The organism is Stenotrophomonas sp. GL_101 (assembly GCF_057835675.1).
This window is the reverse complement of the sequence record NZ_CM174432.1, coordinates 4,551,832-4,571,574: the sequence shown is the minus strand read 5'-3', so window position 1 is coordinate 4,571,574 and position 19,743 is coordinate 4,551,832. Positions and strand designations below refer to the sequence as shown.

Genomic DNA, 19,743 nt, shown 5'->3' with positions numbered 1-19,743 from the left:
CGTGTACATGTCGCATATTGCCCGCGTGTTGTTGTTGGCCCTGTGTTGCTGGACCGTGTCGGTTGAGGCTGCAACGCCGGCCGCCGCCACTGAGGAGATGCCCGCCGAGGGGCTGCACATGCCCTATGACGGGCACCCGATGGCGATGCTGCTGCGCCCCACGCTGGATGCCCGCTATCTGCCGGCCGGGCTGGGCAACGCGCAGGCCATCCGCGCCGCTGTGGCCGAGGGCTGCCTGCGCGAGCCGGTCTATCCCAGCCTACAGTTGGCCGACGACCGCGCCTTCGTGTGGCTGTCGCAGTTCTCGCGCAGCACGTTGGGGCCCGTCAGCAACACGCTGGTGCGTTGTGAAACCGGCGATGGCTTCCGCCTGCTGCTGGATACCGATGACTGCGGCGTGGCCGAGGCGCCCAGCCTGCATTTCCAGCGCCAGAACGGCGCCGACCTGCGCTGCGGGGCGTGTGCGGCGCTGGGACTTCCCGAACGATGGCAGCTCCAGGCGCCCGGTGCGCAGTGCACATTGCCCGCGTGGAACCTGGACAGCGCACGGCGGCAGTACGCTGCCTGGCTGACACGGTTCGACCGCGATATCCAGCCGTTCCTGCAGGGGCCGAGCGAGGCGTACTGGCGGGCCAATGGGGTGTCCCTGCAGTTCAGCGTAGTGCCGCGGTCGCGGGCCACTGCCACGTTGTTCAGCATGAGTGTCGCGGCGGACGGGTTCGGTGCGTCGGTCGGTGTGGACGATGTGCCGCAACGTACCGACCTGCTGCCGGCCCTGCTGGCGCTGCTGCACACGGCCGAGGTCAGCGCGCGTGGTGGTCTGTATCCCGAGCCCGAAGCGGATTTCTCCGCCCTGTGCGCGGAAGTCTGGTACCTGCGCCTGCCCGGCCACCGGGCGCCGGAAGGCACGCCAGCGCCCGCCGACACCCTGGTGCGCGACGGCACACTCTTCATCACCGTCATGCGCGAGGGCGACCGGGTGGTGCTGGCAGGCATCTCGCGCGAACTGGCGCGGGCACTGCTCGATCCCCCCGGCGAAGACTGAGCCTGTCCGGGGCCCGCTACAATGACCGGGTTTCCCGTCCTGCAGCAGCCCCATGCAATTGATCGATATCGGCGCCAACCTCACCCACGATTCCTTTGACCGCGACCGCGACGCCGTGCTCGCACGCGCGCGCGACGCGGGCGTGGTGCAGATGGTGATCACCGGCGCCAGCCGCGAGCACTCGCCGATGGCACTGGCGCTGGCCCGCCAGCATCCGGGATTTCTGTATGCCACCGCCGGCGTGCACCCGCACCATGCGGTGGAATACACCGACGAGTGCGATGCGGACATGCGCGCCCTGCATGCGCACGCCGAGGTGGTGGCGGTGGGCGAGTGCGGGTTGGACTACTTCCGTGATTTCGCCCCGCGCCCGGCCCAGCACCGCGCCTTCGAGCGCCAACTGCAACTGGCCAGCGACGTGCGTGCCGCCGATGGGGCGCACAAGCCGCTGTTCCTGCACCAGCGCGATGCACATGCTGATTTCATGGCGCAGATGAAGAATTTCGAGGGCCAGCTGGGCGCAGCGGTAGTGCATTGCTTTACCGGCGAGCGCCAGGAACTGTTCGATTACCTGGACCAGGACTGGTACATCGGCATCACCGGCTGGCTCTGCGACGAACGTCGTGGCGGCCACCTGCGCGAGCTGGTCAGGCACATCCCGGCCAACCGCCTGATGATCGAGACCGACGCACCGTACCTGCTGCCGCGCTCGCTCAAGCCGATGCCGAAAGACCGTCGCAACGAGCCGATGTTCCTGTCGCACATCGTCGAGGAGCTGGCACGCGATCGCGGCGAAGCGGTGGACACCACGGCGGCCAACGCGACTGCGGCCACGCGCGCCTTCTTCCGATTGCCTGACGCAGCCTGATCCGGTAGGTACCGACCGTTGGTCGGTACGTGGCCGCCATGAACGTTGCAGGTGCGCGCCCCCACGACCAACGGTCGTGGGCTACCGGCGGCCGTCGCCGTGTGCCCACGCGTCGGCCAGGCCTTCGCGGTACGTGGCGAAGCGGGGCTGCCACTGCAATGCCTTGCGCGTGCCGGTGCTGTCGATGCGCTTGTTGCTGCTGTAGAAGCGTCGCAACGAGGCAGGCACGGCCGGATCGTCCCACGCCTGCGCGGCCGGCAGCGGCAGTGCACTCAACATCGCCGCGTGCGCCAGCACATCCTGCGGCGGCGCCGGTTCGTCATCGGTGGGCAGGTACAGCGCGTTGCGCTGTGGGCGCTGCATCGCGGCCAGCACGGCAGCAGCCAGATCCTGCACATGCAGCCGATTGAACAGCAGCCCCGGCCGCACCACATGCCGCGCCTTGCCCTGCGCCAGTTGCACCAGCGCGTTGCGCCCACGCCCGTACAGCCCGGGCAGGCGGAAAACCGCCGATGCGATCCCGCGCGCCTGTGCCAGCGCCTGCCATTGCTGTTCGGCGCGCCGCCGCTTCAATGCGGTGTCATCGTCTGCATCGGCCGCAGCGTGTTCATCGATCCAGCCGCCATCACGGTCGGCGTACACCGCCGTCGACGACAGATAACCCACCCAGCGCAGGGCAGGGGACGCCTGCAGCGCATCGCCCAGCAGGCGCAGCGCGGGGTCGCCGTCGGCATCGGGCGGCACGCAGCACACGATTGCCTCGGCGGTGTCGATCGCGGTGCGCAGCCCTGGGTCGATCGGCGCGCCGTCGACCAGCCGGTGCCGCCGCACGCCGTCCCCGGGCACGGCGGCCAGATCGCGCACCGTGCCGCTGCAGGCGATGCCACGCGCCTGCAGCAGCGCAGCCACGTGCCGGCCGCTGTAGCCCAGGCCCAGCACCACCACCTGGGCCGGTGGCGCAAGCAGCAGCATGCTCAGCCGCCGCGTTGGCGTTGGTAGGCCTGCAGGTGGCTGTAAGCCACCGCCAGCAGCGGTGCGGCCTGACCGGCGGCGCGTGCGCGCGCCAGCATGTCGCCGACAATCTGTTCGGCCTCCACCTGTTGGCCGGCTTCCAGGTCGCGCAGCATCGAGGCTTTCAGTGCCGAACCGGCCTGGGTGGTCGCGGCCAGCGCGGTGTCGCGCGCCTTGTCCGGGATCGGCTCGCCGGCTGCGTCGGCCACGGCCAGGCATTCGTCATACAGTCCGCGCACGATCGCCGCGCCGTCATCGGTGGCCACGATCGTGCCCACATCGGCGCGCAGCAGGCAGGTGGACGCGGCCAGCGTGGTCAGGAAGGTGTACTTGATCCACTGCTCCTGGCCGATCGCATCGCTGGCCACATGGTCCACGTTGGCCTGCACGCAGGCCGCTGCCAGCGCCAGCACGCGCGCGCTGTTGCCGGTGCCGTCGCGTTCGCCGAAGGTCAATTTGGCGGCAGGCGCCAAGTGCAGCACCGCGCCGTCGGCAGCCTTGGTCGCGCTGATGAAGCACAGCCCGCCCAGTAACGCGTCACGGCCGAAGCGCGCATCCAGTGCGGTGTAATGGTGCAGCCCGTTGAGGATCGGCAGCACCGTGGTACGCGGCGACATCGCCGGGGCGATCGCCTCGATGGCGCTGTCCAGGTCGTAGGCCTTGCAGCTCAGGATCACCAGGTCGAACGGCTGGGCGGCGGCCAGCGCGGGCAGGTCCTCAGCGGTGACATGCGCCACCGGGAAGGTGGCATCGCCGAGCGGGCTGCGCAGTACCAGGCCTTCATGGTCGAGCTGCCCGGCACGCGCCGGGCGCACCAGGAAGGTCACGTCCACGCCGGCCTGGGCCAGGCGTCCGCCGAAGTAACCGCCGGTTCCGCCGGCGCCGAGGATCAGGATACGCATCAGCTCCGCATCCCCACGCCCCGCTTCAACAGCCACAGCGCCAGCGCGGTGAGTGCCACCACGAAGCCGATCATCAGCGCGTAGGCCACCCACAGCGGCACGTCGCTGCTGCCCAGCAGGCCGTAGCGGAACGCGTTGACCATGTAGAAGATCGGGTTGGCGTGGGTAGCCGCTTCGGCCCAGGTCGGCAGCAGCTTCACCGAGTAGAACACGCCGCCCAGGTAGGTCAACGGGGTTAGGATGAAGGTCGGCACGATCGCCACGTCATCGAACTTCTTGGCGTACACCGCATTGATGAAGCCGGCCAACGAGAAGATCGTCGCGCCCAGCAGCACCGTGGTCAGCGTCACCAGTGGGTGCGGAATGCTCACCGGGGTGAAGAACATGGCGATGATCAGCACGATCACGCCCACCATCACCCCGCGCAACACCGCGCCGGCGACGTAACCCCACAGGATCACCCAGTTGGGCATCGGGCTGACCAGCAGCTCCTCCACGTGGCGGCCGAACTTGGCGCCGAAGAACGAGGAACTGATGTTGCCGTAGCTGTTCTGGATCACGCTCATCATCACCAGGCCCGGCACGATGAACTCCATGTAGCTGTAGCCGCCCATGTTGCCCACGCGCGAGCCGATCAGGCCGCCGAAGATCAGGAAGTACAGGGTCATGGTGATTGCCGGCGGCACCAGGGTCTGGCCCCAGATGCGCAGGATGCGTGCCACTTCGCGGCGCACGATGGTCATCAGGGCGATGCGGTTGCGCTGGCCGTCGGTCAGGACCGGGGTGGGGGTGGTGCTCATGCCGCATTCTCCTGGTTGCCGGTGAGTCGTACGAACAGCTCCTCCAGGCGGTTGCTCTTGGTGCGCATCGAGCGCACCCGGATGCCGGCGGCGTTCAAGGCGTCGAAGACCCGGTTGAGGTCCATCGCGCGCGGCATGTCCACGTCCAGCGTGTGGCCGTCGGTGGCGATCAGGGTGGCGCCTTCGATGACCGGGAGCGGGCTCGGCAGTTCACCGTCGATGTCGAACAGGAAGCCTTCCACGTCCAGCTTGGCCAGCAGCTCGCGCATCGGACCCTGGGTGACGATCTGGCCGTGGTTGATGATGGCCAGGTTGCGGCACAGGTGCTCGGCTTCTTCCAGGTAGTGGGTGGTCAGGATGATCGTGGTGCCGGCGGCATTGATCTCCTTGAGCACGCGCCACATGTCGCGGCGGATCTCGATGTCCACCCCGGCGGTGGGCTCGTCGAGGATCAGCAGGCGCGGGCGGGTCATCATCGCGCGGGCGATCATCAGCCGGCGCTTCATGCCGCCGGACAGGGTGCGGCTCATCACCTGCGCCTTCTCCCACAGGTGGGCACGCTTGAGCTCCATCTCGGCCATCTGCTCGGCCTCGGCGCGGGCCACGCCATAGAAGCCGGCATAGTTGACCAGGATGTCGAAAGGCTTCTCGAACAGGTTGAAGTTGACTTCCTGCGGCACCAGGCCGATCAGCCGCATGGTCGCGCTGCGCGCACGCACCAGGTCGCTGCCGAACACCTCCACCCGGCCTTCGCTGAGGTTCACCAGCGAGCTGATGATCCCGATCAGGGTCGATTTGCCGGCACCGTTGGGGCCAAGCAGGGCGAAGAAATCGCCCGGGGCGACATCCAGCGACACGCCCTTGAGCGCCTCGGTGCCGTTGTCGTAGGTCTTGCGCAGGTCATGCACCCGCAGGGCGGGGGCAGCGGTGAGCGCGGGAGTAGTATGGGAAGCCAAGCTCTTGCCTTCGCGCCCGTGGGCTGGCGCTGGATGGGGGCGGGGAGCGGCTATTATAGAAGACCCCGAGGGCCTGCCCCGGCTACACACTGTTTCCCAAAATCGTGCCTGTTCAATTCCCCCTCAAACTGGTTGACCGGCGCATGCTGGCCCCCACCGTCGGCCACTACCAGTTCCTGCGTGATGACGGCCAGCCGCTGGATTTCCAGCCCGGCCAGTTCATCCAGGTCCATTTCGAGTACGCCGACGGCACCGCCACCAAGCGCAGCTACTCGCTTGCCACCGTCCATGACCATGCCTTCGGCCCGGGCGAGGCGGTCGATATCGCGGTCAGTTTCGTCCCCGGCGGCGCGGCCACGGCCCTGTTCGAAGGCCTGGACATCGGCGGCCATGTCACCGCCAGCGGCCCATTCGGCCGGTTTTGCCTGCAGCCGGGCGACCACAACGCCCGTTACCTGCTGATTGCCACCGGCACCGGGGTCACCCCGTACCGCTCGATGCTGCCGCTGCTGGCCAGCGCCATGGCCGGGCGCGGGGTGGAAGTGGTACTGCTGCAGGGCGCCCGCACCCCCGCCGAGCTGCTCTACAGCGATGATTTCAGCGCCTTCGCCGAGGCCCACCCGGGCTTCCGCTACGTGCCGTGCCTGTCGCGCGAGCTGCCCGACAATCCTCATCCGGACGTGCGCCACGGCTACGTGCAGCAGCATCTGGCCGAGTTCGCGCCGAACCCGGCCACCGATATCGCCTACCTGTGCGGCAACCCGGACATGGTCGATGCCACTTTCGAGGTGCTGAAAGAGGCCGGATTGCCGACCGTGCAGGTGCGGCGCGAGAAGTACGTAAGCTCAACCTAGCCGCAATGCTAGTTGACATCGGTAGGTTTTGGGGTCACATGCCTTAGCATTGGGGTGTCTGACTTCAAAGCTACCTTATGCGCTGGGTCCTGCCCCCTGCTGGCTTCTTCCTCGATGCCAATGTTCCAAAGTTGCAGTTCATTCCGATCCTTCTCGAGGAGGACGGCAACTACCCCGCCGAAGCTAACCGCTATCTGATCGAGCGATCATGCGGAGAGTGGTCTCCCGCCACGGCACAGGATGCCCAGCCCATTGTTCTGACGCTCAGTTCACGGAAGAACATGGCGCAGCGCATGGTCGCCTTCTTGCGATGGTGTCGAAACTGCAGTGTCGACTGGAGACAGCTGGATTACATCGACGAAATCCGAGGCGGTTACCAGCTGGATCTTCTTGCTGGTAGGAAGAGCGGTGCCACCAAGCCCTTGGCTCGCAGTACCGTCAATCAATATATCGACGAGGCATGCGCCTTCCTTAGGTGGGCGCATGAGCGTGGATACCGCGGACCTATTTCTATTCCTGCTCGAAGCCTGTCCGTCCGGTACAGCAAGGGGACGCATAGCCGTGGTCATCTCTCGCGAGCGGTGGCCGTTCGTCGCGACAAACTTAGCCTGCCCGAGGCATCACTGGACTGGCTTCCCAATGCGGATTCTGTCCGCAATTGGCTCGCTGCCATTGCCGCGAGGCATCCGGTAAAAGCACTCGTATTTGAGCTCATCGTATCTACAGGGTGTCGCGTAGACGAGGCTCATCAGCTAAGGGTGACCTGCTTTCCCAGAAAGTCGGAATGGACCGAGAGCGTGCATCGGGAGGCCGAATGCCGGTCCAGCTCCAATACGGAGTTAAGGGACCAAAGGTTCTGCCTCACGAGAAGTTGAGCGTTCGTACTAGGCGAATTTACGTCCCGATTGACCTCGCTGAGCGCATCGAGAACTACCTCACGTTCACTAGGCCTACCCTCATGGCCCGCTTCCGTCGCAGTCACGGGCGAGCACCCGCGACCGACCGACTCTGGCTTGGCGAGCACAAGGGTCTTCCCGTCAGCTATCAAATGCTCTGGAAGACCTGGACCACCTCACCACTGTGTCCCGCGGGCTGGCACCCTGGTAATCCCCCCGCTTTTGGCGGTCGCCAAAAGTGGAACTACGCTGCCAGTGCAAGCTTCTGCATTGGCGTGATGCCGCCGAGCGCCATGTTCGGGCGCTCGTGGTTGTAAGTCCATAGCCAACGGGTGGCGATGTCCTGGACCTGCTGGATGTCATTGAACAGATTGCTGGCAAGCCAAGCGTAACGCACGGTCCGGTTGTAGCGTTCGATGTAGGCGTTCTGCTGAGGATTGCCTGGCTGGATGTAGAGCAGCGCAATGCCTTGCTGCTCGGCCCATGCTTGCAGCGCTCCGCTGATGTACTCGGGCCCGTTGTCGCAGCGTATGGCGCGAGGCTTTCCGCGCCATTGAATGATCTGTTCCAAGCTGCGGATAACGCGCGCCGCAGGCAAGGAGATGTCGACCTCCATCGCCAGACCCTGCCGGTTGAAATCATCCAGTACGTTGAGCATCCGGAAGCTGCGTCCATCAGCCAGTTGGTCGTGCATGAAATCCATCGACCAAGTGTGGTTCGCCGCCTTCGGAACCGCTAGCGGCGCCGGCACTTCTCGGACGATGCGCTTACGCGGCTTGATGCGCAGGTTCAGCTCCAAATCGCGATAGATCCGATACACGCGCTTGTGGTTCCAAGCGAAGCCCTTCACGTTGCGCAGGTGCAGGAAGCACAGCCCAAAGCCCCAATCGCGGTAGGCGCTGGTCAGCCTGAGCAACCAGTCAGCGATGATCGCATTTTCTTGGCAGGCCTTGGCCTGATAGCGGTAGCAGGTCTGACTCACCTCGAACGTCCTGCACGCATGAACGATGCTGGTGATGCCTGCCTGGACCGCCAGTCTGGCCATCTCGCGACGCTGAGATGGCCTCACCATTTTTTTGAGAGCGCTTCCTTCAGCAGCTCGGCACTGAGCTGGGCATCGGCGTACATCTTCTTCAGCCGCCGGTTCTCGTCCTGCAGTTCTTTTAGCTGGGACACCATGGACGCATCCATGCCGCCGAACTTGCTGCGCCACTTGTAGAACGTCGCTGAGCTGATGCCATGCTGTCGGCAAAGGTCCGGGACAGGCGTGCCGGCCTCGGCCTGCTTGAGTACGGCGATGATCTGGCTGTCGGTGAATCGTGATTTCTTCATGGGATCTCCTCGGGTTAGGTTACGAGAAAATTCCACTTCTGGCTGCTACTAACCTGCGGGGGGATTACCGACAGTCTGGCTATTAAACCACCCGTGTTGGATCCACGTTAGACAACGAGATTCTGGCTGCGGCGCATTTACTAAAAGCTGGGGGACTACTACCAGCTGAATCCTGCGCCCGCGGATACCGTGCGCTCATCGCCCGAAAATCCCGCGGAAAGTGACACGCTGGTTTGCGAGTTGACCAAGCGTTGATAACCCACCGCCACGGCCGATTGGCCGCTCTGCGAGCCCACGCCGACGCCGATGCGGTTGGCGCCGGATAAACCCGCGGTGTTCATCGCCGCGGCCGACATCGCGCCGCTCATCGCACCGACGCGATCGAGGCGGCGGTCGAATTCGCCGATTCTCTCGTCGACTTCGCGGCGCATCGCGCCGAAATCGTCACTTAGCTGATTGAAGCGGCCATCGGTGTAGGCGTTGGCCGACTGCACGGTGGCAGCGCTGCGAGTATCGAGCTGTCGCTTATTGATGGCATCGGTAGCGGCGATCGCGTCGGCGACGTTGGCGACCCGGGTGCCGTTGCCGCCTTCGAGCGTCAGCGTATCTTTGGCGGCGGTGTCGTATCCGGCCGCCAGCGGATTGCCCGTACCGCCAGGCCCCGCCGGGCCTTGCGGTCCTGTCGGACCCTGCGGCCCGGGCATTCCCGTCTGCTGGCCGAGCAAGGTCAGCCGATTGTCCACCGCAGCGAACGCGGCACCGACGTCGCCATAGCTGCTGCCTTGTATGCTGTAGCTCGGCGCCACATTCGTTCCTCCGGCAAAACTCGCGCCGCCGCCGAGCGCACTGGCGAACCCATGTAACTGACCAATGGCCACTGCGTCGCTATCGGCGACGCCATCGGCAAGATGAGTCATGCGCCGTTTCAGCTCGCTGCCGAATACGGTGCCACGATAGTCCTGATCGCTCGCGGCGTGACCGAGCGACACCGTGTCGGCCTCGTTCGCCACCGATTGGGCGCCGAGCGCCAGCGCGCGGTCTGCGCCCGCCAGTGTGCTACTGCCGCTGCCAAAGCTCACGCTTTCGATCGCGTCGGCATGTGCCGCCGAACCGAACGCGCTGGAGCCAAACCCCGTGGCCCGAGTGGCCTGAGTCGCCGGCGTCTGATTTTCGCCCGGGCCTACGCGTAGGCTGCCGTAGGCCGCGCTGAAGTCGCCACTGGCGCGCGCATGGTTGCCGGCGCTGACCGACGAGGCACCATTGGCCTGCGCGCTGCTTCCCAGCGCGGTCGAATAGTAGTTCGTGGTCGTCGCACCCGAACCGATGGCGGTCGAGCGAAACTGGCCTCCCGCATTGGCGTTATGGCCCATCGCGGTATTGAAGCTGCCGGATGCAACAGCGCGGTAGCCCATGGCCACTCCGCCCGTAATTGCACTGGACTGTGTCCCGAATATGGTGCCTTGCGCGCCTGCCGCTTGTGCGTTCCGGCCGCAGGCAACTGAATCGTCGCTGCCGCTACCGTTGTCGGGGCCGCCATCCGCCCCACCACTTCCGATCACGTTGCCGTTGCCGTCGAGTAACTGACAGGTTGTACCTGCGATGGCGGGCGCGATGGCGGCCCCAGCAAGAACGAGCGCCACGGCGGCAGTCAATGCCAGACGCACGATGGGAGTCGGACGGGCGAAAGAATGAGAAACGGACATGGCAAGCTCCCAATGGGCGGTCGAGTCGTGGGTTGAACGGCATCGACAGCTCGAGCGCTCCCCCCCGGAACAACCCGCAGCGTGCTCGGCCCGGACCCGCGGCGCATCCCCGAAAACAGGTAGCCGGTACGCACCCCGTTCCGCGTTATGCACTCGCTACCTTTGCGAAACCGATGGGGATCAGCTGACGAACGGGAAGTCGAAGCGCAGGCGGGTGCCGCCGGGACCGGTGTCGAGCCTGAGTTCGCTACCGAGCCGCTTGGCACGCAGCCGCATGCTCGCCATGCCCGCTCCACCCGCGCCCCCTTGCGCGACGAACCCCTGGCCGTCGTCGTGAATATCGACGTGAACGCAACCTTCGATGCGTTCGACCCGCACCTCCACGCGTCGCGCCCTGCTGTGCTTGAACACGTTGGTCAAGGCCTCCTGCAGCAGTCGCAGGACGTCCAGGCTGCGCGCCGCGCCAAGTTCAACGCCATCGACGCCTTTGACCTCCCAGTGCGTTTCGATCTCGGCTGTCTCTAGCAGACGAGTGAGCCGGTACCGCAGGGGCGCCAGTTGCTCGGCCAGATCGGCATGCTCACGCGCGGTACTGTCGATAACCAGACGAAGATCGTCGCGCATCTCTTTCAGAACGCCGATAACCGTGGCCTGCGGAGTGGCGTGATGGACCCGCTCGAGTTCGGCGATCGTGCCGACCAAGGTGCCGCCAAAGCCGTCGTGCAGATCCCGCACCAACTGTAGGCGCTCGGCGGCGCGGCTGTGCGCCAGCTCCAGCGCGTGTTGCCGCGACAGCGTACCGGCCAGCTCATGGGTGGCGGCATCGACCTCGCGCTTGAGTTCGACATTGAAGCTTTCCACCCTGCGCATCGCGGTCACGAATCGGTACGCCACCACGAAGCTGATACCGATCAAGGTCAGTACAGAGGTCAGGCTCATCAGATACGTGTCGCCGCGGACCCAGCCGAGGAACAAGGCAAAATCGTAGAAAGAGGCCAGTACCGGCGCGATCACGCACACCGCCATCACCAACTGGTCCGGCCGTCGCTCGCGCCAAGCCTGCATCAGGAAGTATCCGATGCTGACATAAAAGAACAAGCTGCCCGCGAACACCCACGGTGTTCTCAGCGGCCCCATCCATCCCGGCGCGAGCAGCGCCGATGCCAACGCCAAGGCGCAGATTATCGCGATGGCGCGCTCGATCCGTGGATAGCGACGACCGCAATAACGCAGCAGGAAGAGCGCGTAGCTGGCGCCCGCTATCACGTACATCGCGGCGATGAACGCCTGCCAGGCATCGGTGCTGGCGAACGGCCACGGGCTGGAGGCGATGAAGTTGACGCCATATAAGGAACCGGTCAGCTCGGATATAGCGAACCAGCCGTAGACGGTGTCCTGACGACGCAGCAGCCAGATCAGCAAGAACACGCAGCCCAGCACCGCGCTCATCGCCAAGTTCACCAGCTTGATGTCGTAGCGGCGGAAATGCTCTTTCCGGTATTGCGCATATACCTGGGAAGGATCGCCCACGCTGACGGTTCCAAACCCTGGCTGATAGGCCGACAAGCCTGAAACCCGCACCAACAACGTGTTTTCGCCGGCGCGCAAGAGCGGCGATGAAACCAGAAAATACTGCGGCTTGATCCAGCCTCGGGACAGAGGCTCCACCAAGGTCGGATCGCGCGCTACCAGACTGCCATTGACGTAGATCGCACCGGTCATGCTCATGTAGCGCATGAGCAATCCGATCGGTTGAGTCGGATCGTCTTGTTGCCAGTGCAGCCGGTACCAGACCACGCCGTCGTGGTCGGGCCAGCGCGAATCCCAGTAGTCGATCAGCGTCACCGGCGTCCAGCCCGCGGCCGGAGGCTCTGTCGCATTCCAGTCCGAACGCACGGCCTCGGCGGAGACCAATGTTTGCGTGATGGGATCGGCCGGCTTGTTGTTCGCCGCAGTGGCGTCCGCCAAAACGCAGCCCCACAACGCCATCGACAAGGTTAAGGTGCTTAGCCACCTCATCATGGCGTGCTCAATCCATGAGCCCCATCGCGCGCGCCTCGAACACCGCCGCGGTGCGCGAGTGGACGGCAAGCTTCCGATAGATATTTTTGGTGTGGCACTCGACCGTCAGCGGCGACAGGTTCACCAGGCCGGCGATCTCCCGGTTGCTGAAGCCTTGCGCGACCATGCGCAGGATTTCGAGTTCGCGTTCGGACAATTGAGCGCCTGAAACCGCCTGCGGCGGCTTGGTCGCGGGTGGCAACAGCTCGAGGATGCGGCGCGCGATCATGGGGTCAATCGGTGCGCCGCCGCGTTGCAGGCTCCGCAGCGAGATGCGAAGTTCATCGTCGTCGCTGCTCTTGAGCAAGTAGCCGATCGCGCCGCTGCACAGGGCGGCGAGAATTGTCTCCTCTTCGGCCCACGCCGATACGATGACGCTCTGCACGTTCGGCACATGCCGCGTCATCCAGGCGACCAAGTCAATGCCGCTGCCGTCGGGCAACTGAACGTCGACCAGCGCCAACGCGAACGACTGCGCGCTCAGTCGTGCGCGCGCGGTCTGCAGATCGGCGACACACTCGATGCGGGCGTCCGGTTCCGCCGCTGCTCGTACCAGGCCGGTCAAGCGTGCTCGCGATCCTGGATCGTCTTCGACGATCAGTACAGAGAGTAGTTTGATCAGCTGAGGCTGCATTAATCTCCCTGTTCGTGAGCACGGTCCTGTAATAGTTTACGGCATTGCTATTATTCGGTATCGCACGAATTGCAATACTGTTGCGTATTGTAATGAGTTCTGCTGATCGGGCTTACGTGCGCCGTTTCGTGCTCAGGCGGATCCAGAGCCAACCCTAACAATTTGTGCAGGCCCAAGCCCAATCTGGGTCGGATGCCGGGAGTGTTTGAATCGCCCAGGGTTCCGTAGACACCTCGCAGCCTGAACTGCGGCGAAGGATCGCTCAGCTAGCTATTCGTCAGTGTTTGCCAGGCAATCTCGCCCTTGCATATCACTATGGTTGAGCTTCTCTACGTCAGCAGCAAGTAGGCGACTGCCCGATATCCACCACCGGAACCTGGCACTGCCCGGTCCCGGTGGTGCGGGTTGCTCAGTACGGAATCCAGGCATCGCGCCAGGCCGAGCCGACCCCGGGCACGTAGGCCGGGGCCTTGATGTTGCACCAGCCCCCTTCCGGGAACGGCCGGCAGGCATACAGCTTGCCGTCGCTGGATTTCACCACGGTCTGGCCGGGGACGTAGGTACCGATCCCGGCCGGGTACACGAAGTCGAAATCACCGCCCGGCGGGTCCACCTCGGGCAGGCGGGTGTCGATCTGGTGGGTCAGCCCGTGCAGAAGGTACACCCGGTTGGCCGTGGCCGAAGCGATGGGCGTGATCACGCCATCGCGCATCACTCCGATGCGTGCCTGCCGTGCCGTCGCGTTGACCTGGCGTGCCAGCTGCAGGGGCCACTGCGCGGCCGAGGTCTGGCCGGCGGCCAACGTGGTGGAGATACGCTCGGCATCGCCGCCCCCGGCGTTGAACACCCGCAGGGTGACTTCGGTGGCTACTGGCAGGTCGGTGCGGGCGGTCAGCGCACCGGCATCCTGCCATGCGGGCGGTGTTCCGCCGCCGTTGCCGTCGAATTTCACGTCCATGCAGGTGTAGAACGCCTCGGTGGAGTCCGAGCGCTGCCAGGTGTTGTAGATCACGTGGGGGCCGGTGCGCTTGGGCAACGGGCAGTCCAGCTTGTAAGTGCCGTCGGGCGAGAGGGCGGTATTGCCCAGCGTGCAGAACTTTTCCATGTCCGCCCAGCGCAGCGGCGTGCCCGGCTGCCAACCCTCCGGGGTGACGAAGAACTGCCAATCGCGGGTGGCATGCGGTGCCGGTGCCTTGAACTCGAACAGATACCGGCCGTTGGCGTTGGCCTGGATCGGGGTGCTGACCCAGTCGCTGCGGTTCAGATCCAGGCCGCGGAAGGTGGGATTGTTGCCGCTGCACAGCTTGCCGTCCGGAACCACCGCCTGATGATTGCCATTGGCGCTGGCCTGGTTGATGCCCATCCAGTCGTAGAACGCCTGCGAACCGCCTTCGGCCTTGGCCGCCGCACAGGCCGGGTTGGTCGGGTTTTCAGGGTTGCCCTGGAAACAGGCATAGACGCGGCTGACCGGCTTGGTCATGGTGCCGTGGGCGTGGACGGCACCGGCGCTGGCAAGGCCGCCAAGGGCCAGCAACAGGATGAGCGGGTGCGAAGGTGGGCGATCGAACATGGAAGCCTCCGGGAAGTGGGTGGTCGCTGCCTGGCCGGTGGATCGGGCGTCGCGCAGGACCCTGCGCCACCAGTGCGACGCAGCGAGTATCACCACGGGTAGGGAAGTTCTGATTGGGACGGGGCGCAGATGTGCCAGCTTGGGATGGCGATCAAGTGCGGTGTGCGGCGGCGATCCCAGAAGCGAGGGCCAACGCCCGCGCCCGCGCATGCGGTACCCGGCGCCGTGCGCGCTAAACTGCGCCCGCCGCCCTGGCGCGAGGCCGCGATGTCCCTGGATTTTCCTACCGTTGCGGTGCTCGGTTACCTGCTGTGCCTGGGGGTCGCGCTGGGCTTTTCGCTGCTGCTGCTGGTCCTGCGTGGGCAACCGGTATTGCGTCTGTGGACGGCCAGCCTGTGGTTGCTGGCCCTCAGCGTGACCTTGCTGGCGTTGCGCGACCAGCTGCCGCAGGTACCGGCGATCGTGCTCGGCAATGCGGCCATCGCCGCCTCGGGCGTGCTGATGCTGATCGGCGTGACCCGCCACCTCGGCGTGCACCTGCCCCTGTGGCAACCGCTGGCGTTGGCCGCCGCGTTCCTGGCCGGCATTGTGGTGTTCCTGGTGCCGTATCCGAGCCTGGCGATCCGGCTGGACGTGTTCAGCGTGTTCGCGGTGCTGATCAATGGCTGGATGGCATGGCTGCTGCTGCGCCATGCACCGGCTGCCCAGCACATCAGTTGCCGCCTGGCCGCCGTGATCTTCGCCGCCGAGGCGCTGCTGTACCTGGTGCGGATCTGGCTGCCGGTGCATCCCGATGCCGGCCAGGACATCATGCGCACCGGCACGCCGATGTTCGCCACCTACCTGGGCGGGGTCGTACTGGAACTGGCGCGCTGTTTCGCGCTGGTGCTGCTGCTGGTCGAACGGATGCTGGTGGACCTTCGCCGCGCGGCACGTATCGATGGCTTGACCGGCCTGCTCAACCGCAGCGCGGTACTGGCCGATGGCGAACACTGCCTGCAGCTGTGCCGCCGCCAGCAGCAACCGCTGGCGTTGCTGCTGCTGGATGTGGATCACTTCAAACAGATCAACGACCGCTGGGGACACCTCACCGGCGATAGCGTGCTGCAGCATTTCGCCACGGTGCTGGCACGCAACGTGGCCACCCAGGCGCACCTGCTTGGCCGTTATGGCGGTGAGGAATTCGTGCTGCTGCTGCCCGGCGCCGATATGCCGGCCGCGCGCCGCATCGCCGAATCCCTGCGCGCGGCACTGCGGCAGACGCCGGCGCGGCCGGGTGGCGTCCCGGTGCCGGTCACCACCAGCATCGGCCTGGCCGTGGATGCGGGGCAGGCCGATCTGTCGGCGCTGTTGGCTGCCGCCGACACCGCGCTGTACCAGGCCAAGGCCGATGGCCGCGACCGCACCGTGGGGGCGGCGGCGGTCCTGCTGCCCTGAGCGGACACCACGCCTGCCCGCGCAAAACCGCGCGCAGGTCGCCTGCGGCCACCGCACTGCAGCATCGGTCACATCCGGATTCGCCGCGCGTCATGGCATGCTGAGACCCTTCACTCCAGGATGCGATCGACCATGCGATTTTCCTGCCGTCCCCTGGCGACCGGGGCAGCCGTGCTGCTGCTGGCTGCCTGCCAGGCCACCCCGGATGCCGCACCGCAGAGTGCGCAACGCCAGTTCGGGCAACTGACCTTCAAGCCGTGCACGTTGACCAGCACCCAGGCCAGCGACAACCTCGAAGCGCAGTGCACCACCCTGCAGGTGGCCGAAAACCCCGCTGCACCCAACGGCCGCCAGATCGGCTTGAACATCGCCTGGCTGGAAACCAGCAACGAAGGCCAGGGCAAGGGCGACCCGGTGTTCTTCCTGGCGGGCGGGCCGGGCCAGGCCGCTACCGAAGTCGCTGCGGTGATCAACCTGGCGCTGCGCGAAGTGCGCAAGCAGCGCGACATCATCCTGGTCGACCAGCGCGGTACCGGCAAATCCAATCCGCTCAGTTGCCTGGGCGCGGACGGCAAGGAGATGGTGCTCGATGACACCGCCACCCCGTCCACCCAGCTGATCACCGATTTCGCCGCGCAATGCGCCAGGTCGCTGGCCAGCCGCGCCGATACGCGCTTCTACACCACCACCCAGGCCATCGCCGATATCGACACGGTGCGTGCGGCCCTCGGCGTGGACACGATCAACCTGATCGGCGGTTCCTACGGCACCCGCGTGGCCCAGCAATACGCCGCGCACTACCCGCAGCACACCCGCGCGGTGGTGATCGACGGCGTGGCCCCCAACGATGTGGTGGTCGGTGGCGATTTCGCCAATACCTTCGAAGCGGCCATCGACCTGCAGGCGGCGCAGTGCAGCAAGGACCCGGTCTGTGCCAAGCGCTTCCCGGTGGATACCCGCACCCAGCTGAAGAACGTGATGACCGCGCTGGCCAAGGCCCCGGTCGAGGTGGAGTACCGCGACCCCGGCACCGCCGAAACCAAGCGTGACACGCTCACCGCCGACTCGGTGACCGGGCTGGCCTTCATGTTCTCCTACATGCCCGAGTTGTCCTCGCTGCTGCCGGTGGTGCTCGACGAAGCCGCCCAGGGGCGCTACGCCTCGCTGATGTCGCTGAGCAAGATGGCCGGGCGCTCGCTGGGCGTGCAGATGAACCGGGGCATGCAATGGTCGGTGATCTGCGCCGAAGATGCCGACCGGTACCAGGAACCGGCTGCCAGCGACCGCCTGCTTGGTCCGGAAGTGGCGCGCATGTTCTTCGCCGCATGCCCGGGCTGGAAGGTCGGCACCCGGCCGAAGGATTTCACCGCGCCGCTGAAAAGCGACCTGCCGGTGCTGCTGCTGTCTGGCCAGTTCGACCCGGTCACCCCGCCGCGCTATGCCGAACAGGTCCTCAAGACCCTGCCCAACGGCCGCCACATCGTCGCCAAGGGCCAGGGCCACGGCACCCTCAACGCCGGCTGCATGCCGCGCCTGCTGGGCCAGTTCATGGACAGCGCCGATGCCAGATCGCTCGATGCCCGCTGCCTGGACTCGCTGAGCCCGGTGCCGGCCTTCACCTCGTTCAACGGATGGGCACCATGATCCTCGCTGAGAACCTGCACAAGGCCTTCAAGACCAAGACCGGGCTGATCAAGGCGGTCGAGAACGTCGGCTTCCACGCCGAGGATGGCCAGATCACCGGCCTGCTTGGTCCCAACGGTGCCGGCAAGACCACCACCATGCGCATGCTGTACACGCTGATGACCCCCGACCAGGGCCGGGTGATGGTCGACGGCATCGACGCCTCGCTCGACGCGGTGGCGGTACGTCGCCGGCTCGGCGTGCTGCCCGATGCGCGCGGCGTCTACAAGCGGCTGACCGCCCGCGAGAACATCGCCTACTTCGGCCAGCTGCACGGCATGAGCGCCGCGCAGATCCGCGACCGTACCCAGGTGCTTTCCCAGGCGCTGGACATGGAAGACATCCTGGACCGCCAGGCCGACGGTTTCTCGCAGGGCCAGCGCACCAAGACCGCCATCGCCCGCGCGCTGGTGCACGACCCGCGCAACGTGATCCTCGACGAGCCCACCAACGGCCTGGACGTGATGACCACGCGCGCGCTGCGTGGCTTCCTGCGTGGCCTGCGCGAAGAAGGTCGCTGCGTGATCTTCTCCAGCCACATCATGCAGGAGGTGGCGGCGCTGTGCGATCGCATCGTGATCATCGCCCATGGCACGGTGATGGCCGCCGGCAGCGCCGATGAGCTGCGCGCACAGACCGGGGAAGACAACCTGGAAGATGCCTTCGTCAAGGTGATCGGTTCGGAAGAAGGATTGCACGCATGAGTTCGTTCGCTACGTTGCTTACCGTCCTGCGCAAGGAACTGCGCGACCTGTCGCGCGATCGCCGCACGCTGGCGCTGACCCTGCTGCTGGGCCCGCTGCTGTACCCGATCCTGATCCTGGGCATGGGCAAGCTGGCCGAAAGCCGGGTCAAGACCCAGATCGACAATCCACTGGACATCGCCACCATCGGCCGCGAGAACGCACCCAACCTGGTGCGCTTCCTGGCCGCGCAGGGGCTCAACGCGGTGGACGCGCCCACCGACCTCACCGCTGCCATCCGCGACCAGCAGATCGACGTCGCGTTGCGGATCAGCCCGGACTTCGGCAAGGACTGGGCCGACGGTCGTCCGGCGCTGGTGGAGATCGTGCAGGACAGCACCCGGCGTGCCGCCGACATTCCCACCCTGCGCCTGAAGACCGCGCTGGGCGCTTACAACCAGCAGGTCGGCGCGCTTCGCCTGCTGGCCCGTGGCGTGGATGCCCAGGTCGCACGGCCGCTGGACCTGGCGACCCAGGACCTGGCCACCGCCGAGGCAAAACGGGGCGTGATGTTGTCGGTGTTGCTGCCGGTGCTGCTGACCATCACCTCGTTCCTCGGCGGCGCCTACCTGGTGATGGACACCACCGCCGGTGAGCGCGAGCGGCAGTCGCTGGAGCCGTTGCTGGCCACCCCGGCACCGCGCAGCGCGATCGTCAGTGGCAAGATCGCCGCCGCCTGCGTGGTCGGCATGGGTTCGCTGCTGCTGACGTTACTGGCGTTCAAACTCAGTGCGCAGCTCTCCAGCAGCGGCGCGGCGCGGCAACTCAACATGGGTTTCCTGCCGATGCTGCAGATGCTGCTGATCATGCTGCCGATGCTGTTCATCGGCACCTCGCTGCTGACCTTCCTGTCGGCCGCGGCCAAGAGCATGAAGGAAGCCCAGAGCCACATGACCTGGCTGATGCTGCTGCCGATGCTGCCCGGTTACGCGCTGATGGTGTACCCGCTGAAGAGCGAGCTGTGGCAGTTCGCGGTGCCGTTCCTGGCGCAGAACCAGATGCTGCTGAAGATCATCCGCCACGAGCACATCAGCGCGCAGATGTGGGGCGTGTACCTGGTGGCCGGGTTCGGGTTGGCGGCGGTGCTGTGGTATGCGGCGGTGCGTCGTTATCATCAGGAGCGGTTGGCGATTTCCGGCTGAAGCGGAAGGCGCGGTGGTAACCAAGCCGTCGCGCCCCCTGCGTAGATCCACGCCATGCATGGATAGCGCCATGCCAGAAAGCAGTGCTCGTAATAGCGAGTTTCAA

The 19,743-nt window shown here is 65.7% G+C and carries 16 protein-coding genes; 7 read left to right on the top strand and 9 right to left on the bottom strand.

Going from position 1 to position 19,743, the window contains the following annotated elements:
* The first annotated feature begins 7 nt into the window (after positions 1 to 7).
* Both AC3IR9_RS20110 and AC3IR9_RS20105 read left to right on the top strand, forming a co-directional pair.
* Positions 8 to 1,045 (top strand): hypothetical protein, encoded by a 1,038-nt coding sequence (locus AC3IR9_RS20110; RefSeq protein ID WP_489292979.1) that lies wholly within the window; start codon positions 8 to 10, stop codon positions 1,043 to 1,045.
* Between the two features lie 52 nt (positions 1,046 to 1,097).
* Positions 1,098 to 1,913: a TatD family hydrolase gene (locus AC3IR9_RS20105; protein ID WP_489292977.1), complete on the top strand. Its 816-nt coding sequence runs from the start codon at positions 1,098 to 1,100 to the stop codon at positions 1,911 to 1,913.
* Positions 1,914 to 1,994: 81 nt separating this feature from the next.
* Here the strand turns inward: AC3IR9_RS20105 and AC3IR9_RS20100 are convergent, their stop codons facing one another.
* The 4 genes from AC3IR9_RS20100 to AC3IR9_RS20085 are packed head-to-tail and all read right to left on the bottom strand — an operon-like array spanning position 1,995 to position 5,582.
* Complete coding sequence (locus AC3IR9_RS20100; RefSeq protein WP_489292976.1) at positions 1,995 to 2,885, bottom strand: Rossmann-fold NAD(P)-binding domain-containing protein; 891 nt, start codon at positions 2,883 to 2,885, stop codon at positions 1,995 to 1,997.
* Between the two features lie 2 nt (positions 2,886 to 2,887).
* Positions 2,888 to 3,826: a 2-dehydropantoate 2-reductase gene (panE, locus tag AC3IR9_RS20095; protein WP_489292975.1), complete on the bottom strand. Its 939-nt coding sequence runs from the start codon at positions 3,824 to 3,826 to the stop codon at positions 2,888 to 2,890.
* Positions 3,826 to 4,626 (bottom strand): ABC transporter permease, encoded by an 801-nt coding sequence (locus tag AC3IR9_RS20090; RefSeq protein WP_489292973.1) that lies wholly within the window; start codon positions 4,624 to 4,626, stop codon positions 3,826 to 3,828. The genes panE and AC3IR9_RS20090 overlap by 1 nt, the downstream gene beginning before the upstream one ends.
* Positions 4,623 to 5,582, bottom strand: coding sequence for an ABC transporter ATP-binding protein (locus AC3IR9_RS20085; RefSeq protein WP_489292972.1), 960 nt, complete (start codon positions 5,580 to 5,582; stop codon positions 4,623 to 4,625). The genes AC3IR9_RS20090 and AC3IR9_RS20085 overlap by 4 nt, the downstream gene beginning before the upstream one ends.
* 104 nt (positions 5,583 to 5,686) lie before the next feature.
* Between AC3IR9_RS20085 and AC3IR9_RS20080 the strand changes: the two genes are divergently transcribed.
* Positions 5,687 to 6,436, top strand: a complete 750-nt coding sequence (locus tag AC3IR9_RS20080) for a ferredoxin--NADP reductase (RefSeq protein ID WP_489292971.1) — start codon at positions 5,687 to 5,689, stop codon at positions 6,434 to 6,436.
* Between the two features lie 1,140 nt (positions 6,437 to 7,576).
* Here AC3IR9_RS20080 and AC3IR9_RS20075 read toward each other — a convergent pair.
* The 5 genes from AC3IR9_RS20075 to AC3IR9_RS20055 form a co-directional block, all read right to left on the bottom strand.
* A protein-coding gene (locus AC3IR9_RS20075; protein ID WP_489290575.1) for an IS3 family transposase occupies positions 7,577 to 8,664 on the bottom strand; the annotation gives its coding sequence in 2 pieces (ribosomal slippage) (positions 7,577 to 8,412 and positions 8,412 to 8,664; 1,089 coding nt in all).
* Positions 8,665 to 8,822: 158 nt separating this feature from the next.
* Positions 8,823 to 10,367 (bottom strand): YadA-like family protein, encoded by a 1,545-nt coding sequence (locus tag AC3IR9_RS20070; protein ID WP_489292969.1) that lies wholly within the window; start codon positions 10,365 to 10,367, stop codon positions 8,823 to 8,825.
* A 180-nt stretch (positions 10,368 to 10,547) separates the two neighbouring features.
* Positions 10,548 to 12,356, bottom strand: a complete 1,809-nt coding sequence (locus tag AC3IR9_RS20065; RefSeq protein ID WP_489295923.1) for a sensor histidine kinase — start codon at positions 12,354 to 12,356, stop codon at positions 10,548 to 10,550.
* 40 nt (positions 12,357 to 12,396) lie between these two features.
* Positions 12,397 to 13,062: a response regulator transcription factor gene (locus tag AC3IR9_RS20060; RefSeq protein ID WP_489292968.1), complete on the bottom strand. Its 666-nt coding sequence runs from the start codon at positions 13,060 to 13,062 to the stop codon at positions 12,397 to 12,399.
* 409 nt (positions 13,063 to 13,471) lie between these two features.
* Positions 13,472 to 14,632: a lytic polysaccharide monooxygenase auxiliary activity family 9 protein gene (locus AC3IR9_RS20055; RefSeq protein ID WP_489292966.1), complete on the bottom strand. Its 1,161-nt coding sequence runs from the start codon at positions 14,630 to 14,632 to the stop codon at positions 13,472 to 13,474.
* 267 nt (positions 14,633 to 14,899) lie between these two features.
* Between AC3IR9_RS20055 and AC3IR9_RS20050 the strand changes: the two genes are divergently transcribed.
* The 4 genes from AC3IR9_RS20050 to AC3IR9_RS20035 all read left to right on the top strand — a co-directional run bounded on the left by AC3IR9_RS20050 (position 14,900) and on the right by AC3IR9_RS20035 (position 19,637).
* Entirely contained in the window at positions 14,900 to 16,069 is a 1,170-nt protein-coding gene (locus AC3IR9_RS20050; RefSeq protein ID WP_489292964.1) for a GGDEF domain-containing protein, read from the top strand.
* A 132-nt stretch (positions 16,070 to 16,201) separates the two neighbouring features.
* Positions 16,202 to 17,713, top strand: coding sequence for an alpha/beta hydrolase (locus tag AC3IR9_RS20045; RefSeq protein WP_489292963.1), 1,512 nt, complete (start codon positions 16,202 to 16,204; stop codon positions 17,711 to 17,713).
* Positions 17,710 to 18,456 carry an ABC transporter ATP-binding protein gene (locus AC3IR9_RS20040; RefSeq protein ID WP_489292961.1) on the top strand — a complete coding sequence of 249 codons (747 nt, stop codon included), beginning with the start codon at positions 17,710 to 17,712 and terminating at the stop codon, positions 18,454 to 18,456. Before AC3IR9_RS20045 ends, AC3IR9_RS20040 begins: the two co-directional genes overlap by 4 nt.
* Complete coding sequence (locus tag AC3IR9_RS20035; protein WP_489292960.1) at positions 18,453 to 19,637, top strand: ABC transporter permease; 1,185 nt, start codon at positions 18,453 to 18,455, stop codon at positions 19,635 to 19,637. The genes AC3IR9_RS20040 and AC3IR9_RS20035 overlap by 4 nt, the downstream gene beginning before the upstream one ends.
* Positions 19,638 to 19,743 lie beyond the last annotated feature (106 nt).